The sequence below is a fragment of the Nocardioides sp. genome (genome assembly GCF_031422975.1).
Taxonomy (GTDB): domain Bacteria; phylum Actinomycetota; class Actinomycetes; order Propionibacteriales; family Nocardioidaceae; genus Nocardioides.
The window spans coordinates 1-6,913 of the sequence record NZ_JANPEO010000580.1 but is presented as its reverse complement, the minus strand read 5'-3'; the positions used below and the strand labels follow the sequence as shown (position 1 = coordinate 6,913).

Below are 6,913 nucleotides of genomic sequence, written 5' to 3'. Positions count from 1 at the left end.
CGATCACCGCCATCACGGCGGCGGGCGGGGCGTCGATCACGATCGACGAGGTGGTCTGTTCGGCCATGGGATGAACCTACCGGACGCCTCGTCAACCCGAAACGAAGCGCGGATGCGATCCGCGCCACTAGGGTTTCGGCGTTCGAGTTCCCCAGCAAGAGGAGTGCCCCGTGGGCGAAAACCCTGCCCGCATCGACCTCGGGCGCGTCGTGGCCGTGACGCTCTTCGCGATCATGCTGAGCGTCAACGCCGTCCGGCTGGCGGGGACCCATCCGCTCAGTCATCCGTTGTCAGCGATCACCACCGTGCTCACGATGGCGTTCTACGTGCTGCTGATCTGGGCCTACCTCCGCCGCTCCCCCAGCACCCGGACGGATCTTCGATGGAGTTCCTGGCTCGTCGCGTTCCTCGGCACCGGTGCGCCGTTCGCGATTCCTCTCGTCTCTCGCGACGGTTTCCGCGAAGGCGGCTCTCTTGCGGGAATCGCGGCCGTGGTGCTCTGCCTCGGCCTCGCCGCGATGCTGTGGGCCCTGGGTGCGCTCGGCACCAACATCAGTGTGGTGCCCCAGGCACGCGAAGTGATCAGTCACGGGCCCTACTCGCTGGTGCGCCACCCGCTGTACGCGGCTGAGCTCCTCAACGTCGTCGGCCTGTGCCTTGCGACCACAGGCCCCGGACCCTGGGTGGTCGCCGGGGCGCTCGTGGTCTTCCAGGTGTTGCGAGCACGCCGCGAGGAAGCGTTGCTGCTGAACGAACTGCCGGGCTATGCGGCGTACAAGGAGCGAACGCCTATGCTCGTCCCGGCATTCGGCCGCAGCTAGGAGATTTGCACGTGCGCGAGTTCGCCACCCCCTTGACGATCGACATCCCCACGCTGGGCAACCTCACCGATGACGTCGTCAGCAATGCGCACGAGGCCGCTGACACGGTGGTCTTCAGTCGTAACACCGGTGAGGGCTGGACCGATGTCACGGCCGCGGAGTTCCTGACTGAGGTGAGCGCCGTCGCCAAGGGCCTGATGGCCGCCGGCATCGAGGCCGGCGACCGCGTCGCGCTGATCTCCAAGACCCGCTACGAGTGGACCCTTCTCGACTACGCCATCTGGTTTGCCGGCGCCGCGACGGTTCCGGTGTACGAGACCTCGTCGGCCGAGCAGATCGGCTGGATCCTGCAGGACTCGGGCGCCAGGGCCGTCGTCGCCGAGGGCGCCGACCACCTGGCCCGCATCCGCGAGGCGCGCGACGCCGGGTCCGGTGCGGCCCTCAACCACGTGTGGTCCCTCGACGACAACGCCATCGGTGTCCTCGGCATGCTCGGCGAGGACATCTCCGACGAGGCTCTCGAAGCGCGTCGTACGGCGACCACGCCGGACGACCTGGCGACGCTGATCTACACCAGCGGGACCACGGGGCGCCCCAAGGGCTGCATGCTCAGCCACGGCAACTTCATGTTCGAGCTGGGCGTGGCCACCCACGAGCTCGACGAGCTCTTCGCCACCGAGGGCGCCTCGACCCTGTTGTTCCTGCCGCTGGCCCACGTGTTCGCGCGGATCATCCAGGTCGGCGCCATCAAGAAGCGCGTGCGCCTCGGGCACAGCGCCGACATCAAGCACCTGCTGGGCGACCTCGAGGTCTTCCAGCCCACCTTCATCCTGGCTGTACCGCGCGTCTTCGAGAAGGTCTTCAACACCTCGTCCCAGCGGGCCACGGCCGACGGGCGCGGCAAGATCTTCGACCGGGCCGCCGAGACCGCCATCGCCTTCTCACGGGCTCAGGACAAGGGCCGGGTGCCGATCCGGCTCCGGGCCCGACACGCCCTCTTCGACAGGCTCGTCTACGCCAAGCTGCGGGCGGCACTGGGAGGCAACTGCTGCCACGCCGTCTCCGGCGGCGCCCCGCTCGGTGAACGGCTGGGTCACTTCTACCGTGGCATCGGCGTCGTGGTGCTCGAGGGCTACGGCCTGACCGAGACCACGGCCGCGCTGACCGTCAACCTCCCCGATGCGCAGAAGATCGGCAGCGTCGGGCGCCCGATCCCCGGCACCGCCGTGCGCGTCGCCGATGACGGCGAGCTCCTCTTCCAGGGCGGCCAGGTCTTCAGTGGCTACTGGGACAACGAGGCAGCAACCGCCGAGGTCTTCGAGGACGGCTGGTTCCGCACCGGTGACGTCGGCGAGGTGGACGACGAGGGGTTCGTCCGGATCACCGGCCGCAAGAAGGAGATCCTGGTGACGGCGGGCGGCAAGAACGTCGCCCCAGCGGTGCTCGAGGACCGACTCCGTGCCCACATGCTGATCGACCAGTGCATCGTCGTCGGCGACGGCCAGCCGTTCATCGCGGCCCTGGTGACCATCGATCGCGAGTCCTTCCCCGCCTGGGCCGAAGCACACGGCAAGTCCGCAAACCTGCACAACAACCTCGACGACCCGCAGCTCCTGGCCGAGATCGAGGGCGCCGTGGAGGAAGCCAACAAGTCGGTCTCGCGCGCCGAGGCGATCCGTAAGTTCACGATCCTCACCGACGAGTGGACCGAGGAGGGCGGTCACCTGACGCCGAGCCTCAAGCTCAAGCGCAACGTGGTGATGCGCGAGTTCCGACAAGACGTCGAAGCCCTCTACGTCACCTGACAAATCGTTACCGAACTGCTTCGCGACGCTCCGGCCACCGCACGTTCGAACCACTCGAACCAGGGCCCGTCTAGTCATTTCGGGTGGTGTGAACACTACCTATGGGCCGTTTGTTCGGTTTAGCCCACACGCCGCCCCAGAGGGCCCTAGATTCTGCGCCTGGGGTGGAATCTGGGTCCTCCCCGAGGCCGCCTGGCGGGATGCGTCCACGCTCGCCGACAGCCCTGAGCTTTCCCAGAAGAAGCCCTTGGAATTTCTGACTGCGAAGGATCGCCCCCATGGCTCGCCGTTCCGTCCTCCTCATCGTCGCCGTGCTGATCTCCCTTCTCGGAACGGCGATCATCGTGCTGTACGTGCAAGGCATCGACAAGCGAGCCACCGAGGGCCAGGAGCTCGTCGAGGTGCTCTCGGCCACCGAGGTGATCGAGGTCGGCGACGACGTGGCCGCCGCTCAGGAGGCCGGCAAGTTCGAGAAGAAGCAGGTGCGCCGCGAGGACGTCGTCGAAGGCGCCCTGTCGTCCACCTCGTCGATCTCCGAGCTGGTGGCGATCGGCACCATCTACCCCGGCGAACAGATCATCGCCCGCAAGTTCGGCAACCTGGGTGACGCCGACGGCCTGGTGATCCCCGACGACAAGCTCGCCGTGTCCGTCGAGTTGACCGACTCCGAACGCGTAGCCGGCTTCGTCAATCCGGGGTCCACGGTGGCGATCTTCGTCTCGGCCGACCCCGTGCTCTATGACGCAAGTGGCGGCGAGGTGAAGCTGCCGCAGTACACGCGCCTCCTCCTGCCTTCGGTGGAGGTAGTCGGTGTCGGCACGACCAGCATCACGTCCAAGACGACCAAGACCGACGACGGCTCCGAGACGACCGAGGTCCCGCGCACGATCCTCACGGTGGCGGTCACCCAGGAGCAGGCCGAGAAGCTGGTCTTCGCAGACCGCAACAGCGACGTGTCCTTCGCGTTGCTCTCTGACGAGTCGGCCGTGAGCGACAACCCGGGCGTCACGGCAACAGACGTGATCCCCGAAGCCTTCCGGAACGTGCCGTGACCGCGATCCTCGAGCCCGACGCCGGGCAGCTGAACATCGTGCAGACGATGCTGCACGGATCGGTCGCGTTCAAGACCGTGGCGGAGCTCGACGCGCACATCGCGGCAAGTCCACACGAGTTCGCCGTGGTCATCGGTCCTTCCGTCGACGTCGACGCGGCGATGTCCTTCGCCAAGTGGGCCCGTGTCCACCGGCCCGACCTCGGTGTGATCCTGCTGCGGCGCACGATCGATCACGAGGTGCTGACCACGGCTCTGCGCAGCGGCATGCGCGAGGTCGTCGAGGCCAACGACCTGGCCGGCATCACCACGGCCGTGCACCGCGCCCGGTCGGTCGCCAGCGAGATCGCCAAGGCCCTGGAGATCGAGTCGCAGGCCGCTGCGAGCTCGGCGATGGCACAGGCCAAGGCCGACGTGGCCGCCGCTCAGGCGGCCGCCGACGTCCCCCAGGGCACGGTCCTGACCGTCTTCTCCACCAAGGGCGGAGTCGGCAAGAGCCTGATCGCGGTCAACACGGCCATGGCGCTGAGCGACGCCGGTCAGCGGGTCTGCCTGATCGACCTCGACGTCAACTCGGGCGACGTGGCAATCATGTTGCAGCTGACGCCCCCCCGGACGATCAACGACCTGGTCGCCTTCAACGGCATGATCGACGAGGGAGCCATCGAGTCGATCCTGACGCGTCACTCCGACAGGCTGGCCATCGTGGCGGCCCCGGTGCGGCTGGACTCCCCCGACCACGCCACTGCCGTCGACATCGGCAAGATGATCGACACCCTCAAGATCATGTTCGACTTCGTCGTCGTCGACACGTCCGGTGTGTTCGACGACAACGCGCTGACTGCCCTGGACCGCACGGACACCATCATCCTGGTCGCAACCTTGGACATCCCGGCGCTGAAAGGCCTCAAGCTCGCGACAGGCACGCTCGACCTGCTCAACTTCCCCCGCGACACCTGGAAGTTCGTGCTCAACCGAGCCGACGGCAGGGTCGGCCTCACGACCGATGAGTTCGAGTCCACGCTGGGCCTGAAGGCCGACATCTCGCTCGTGTCGAGTCGCGAGGTGCTCTCGGCCGTGAACCGCGGAGAAGCCCTGGTCCGCGCCTACCCGTCCCACCCCAACAGCAAGGCGATCACCGCCTTCGCCCGGGCGTTCATCAGGGCCGACGACAGGGATGCGGCGGGCACCAAGTCCTCCGGGTCCCGCTTGCGCCTCAGGAGGGGCTGACATGACTCTCAGCGATCGTATTGCCGCCGCGCATCGTTCACGTTCGCCGCAGGACGTTGCGCCCGCTGCACCGACCTCGCACCTCGGCGCGCCCGGCCACGACTCCGAGGACCCGACCTCGCCGCCGTCGCCGACTCCGGCCAACACACCCGGCACGTCGGCCAACACCCTGGCCACGCTGACCGCAAGCAAGAAGTCCGGTCGCGACGCGTTCGCCGACGTGAAGCGCATCGTGCACGCCAGGCTCGTCGAGGCCCTGGGTCCCAAGCTGTACGACGCGCACATGACCCAGTCCGAGCTCGAGCAGCAGGTGCACGTCGCGCTGCAGACCGCGCTCGCCGATGCCGACCAGCCGATGTCGTCGGTGGACCGCGCCCGCGTGTCCCAGGAGATCGCGGACGACATCCTCGGTTACGGCCCCCTCGAGCCGCTCCTGCGCGATGGCGAGCTCTCGGAGGTCATGGTCAACGCCTACAACAACATCTACATCGAGCGCAGCGGCAAGCTGGTCAAGACCGACGCGTCCTTTGCCGATGAGGCCCACCTGCGCCGCACGATCGACAAGATCGTCAGCAAGATCGGCCGACGCGTCGACGAGACCAGCCCGATGGTCGATGCCCGGCTGCCGGACGGCAGCCGTGTCAACGCCATCATTCCGCCGCTCGCGCTCGACGGCTCCAAGCTGACTATCCGGAAGTTCTCCGAGGACCCGTACACCGTCGAGGACCTCATCAGCTTCAACACGCTCTCGCGGGCTGCCGCCGACCTCCTCGAGGGATGCGTGCGCGGCCGCCTGAACATCCTCGTCTCGGGCGGTACGGGTTCGGGGAAGACGACCACGCTCAACGTGCTCTCGTCGTTCATCCCCCACGACGAGCGCATCATCACCATCGAGGACGCCGCCGAGCTCCGTCTGCACCAGGACCACGTGCTGCGGCTGGAGTCGCGTCCTTCGAACATCGAGGGCAAGGGCGCGGTGACCATCCGTGACCTCGTCAAGAACTCGCTGCGTATGCGACCCGACCGCATCGTCGTCGGCGAGATCCGCGACGCGGCCGCCCTCGACATGCTCCAGGCCATGAACACCGGCCACGACGGCTCCATCTCGACCCTTCACGCCAACACCCCCCGTGACGCACTCGCACGCCTCGAGACGATGGTGCTGATGGCCGGCATGGACCTGCCCATCCGAGCCATCCGGGAGCAGGTCGCCAGCGCCGTCGACCTGATCATCCAGCAGACCCGTCTCAAGGACGGGACGCGCCGGATCACCGCCATCACCGAGATCGTGGGCATGGAGGGCGACATCGTCACCACCCAGGACGTCTTCCTGTTCGACTACAGCGCCGGGACCGACGAGCACGGCAAGTTCCAGGGCCACCTCAAGTCGATGGGCCTGCGACCGCGCTTCATGCAGCACCTGGCGGACCACGGAGTCAAGATCGACGGGTCCATCTTCGCGACCGGGGGAGCGCTTCGATGATGACCTGCCCTGCTCGGGCGCGGGCGACCCTGATCTCCGCCGGTCTGGTCACCACCTCGCTCCTCGCGTTCGCCTCGCCCGCTCAGGCCGAGGACGAGGTCGGCATCGACCACGTCGAGAGCACCTCGGGCACGGTGTCGATGGTTGTCTCCGTGGACGGCGTCCCCGGAGGCGGAGTCGATCCCGCGGACGTCACTGTCGAGATCGACGGGCGAGCCATTGACGCCACCGCCAAGACCGTGGCGGCGGGCGACATCGAGCGATCCACCGTGGTGGTCCTCGATGCCAGCAACAGCATGCGCGGCGCCAAGTTCGCGGCGGCCACCACAGCCATCGACGCCTTCCTCGAGACGGCGCCGGCCGATGTCAAGATCGGGCTCGTCGCGTTCGCGGGCGAGGTCGTCGAGTCCATCTCCCCGACCACGGACCGGGAGGCGGTCCGCGCCGCCCTTGCCTCCATCCAGCTCACCCAGGGCACGAGCGTCTACGACGCGATGCTTCAGGCGCTCGACCTGGCAGGCGC

At 67.6% G+C, this 6,913-nt stretch carries 6 protein-coding genes; all 6 read left to right on the top strand.

Annotated features, from left to right (window positions below; genetic code table 11):
• Nucleotides 1–170 precede the first annotated feature (170 nt).
• Complete coding sequence (locus tag RMO85_RS17345; protein WP_310529970.1) at nt 171–821, top strand: isoprenylcysteine carboxylmethyltransferase family protein; 651 nt, start codon at nt 171–173, stop codon at nt 819–821.
• An 11-nt stretch (nt 822–832) separates the two neighbouring features.
• Entirely contained in the window at nt 833–2,626 is a 1,794-nt protein-coding gene (locus tag RMO85_RS17340; RefSeq protein ID WP_310529969.1) for an AMP-dependent synthetase/ligase, read from the top strand.
• A gap of 278 nt (nt 2,627–2,904) precedes the next feature.
• On the top strand, nt 2,905–3,678 hold the full coding sequence (cpaB, locus tag RMO85_RS17335; RefSeq protein ID WP_310529968.1) for a Flp pilus assembly protein CpaB: 774 nt from the start codon (nt 2,905–2,907) through the stop codon (nt 3,676–3,678).
• Nucleotides 3,675–4,907 carry an AAA family ATPase gene (locus RMO85_RS17330; protein ID WP_310529967.1) on the top strand — a complete coding sequence of 411 codons (1,233 nt, stop codon included), beginning with the start codon at nt 3,675–3,677 and terminating at the stop codon, nt 4,905–4,907. Before cpaB ends, RMO85_RS17330 begins: the two co-directional genes overlap by 4 nt.
• A 1-nt stretch (nt 4,908) precedes the next feature.
• Complete coding sequence (locus tag RMO85_RS17325; RefSeq protein WP_310529966.1) at nt 4,909–6,390, top strand: CpaF family protein; 1,482 nt, start codon at nt 4,909–4,911, stop codon at nt 6,388–6,390.
• A partial coding sequence (locus RMO85_RS17320; protein ID WP_310529965.1) for a VWA domain-containing protein occupies nt 6,387–6,913 on the top strand: 527 nt, incomplete at its 3' end. The genes RMO85_RS17325 and RMO85_RS17320, both read left to right, overlap by 4 nt.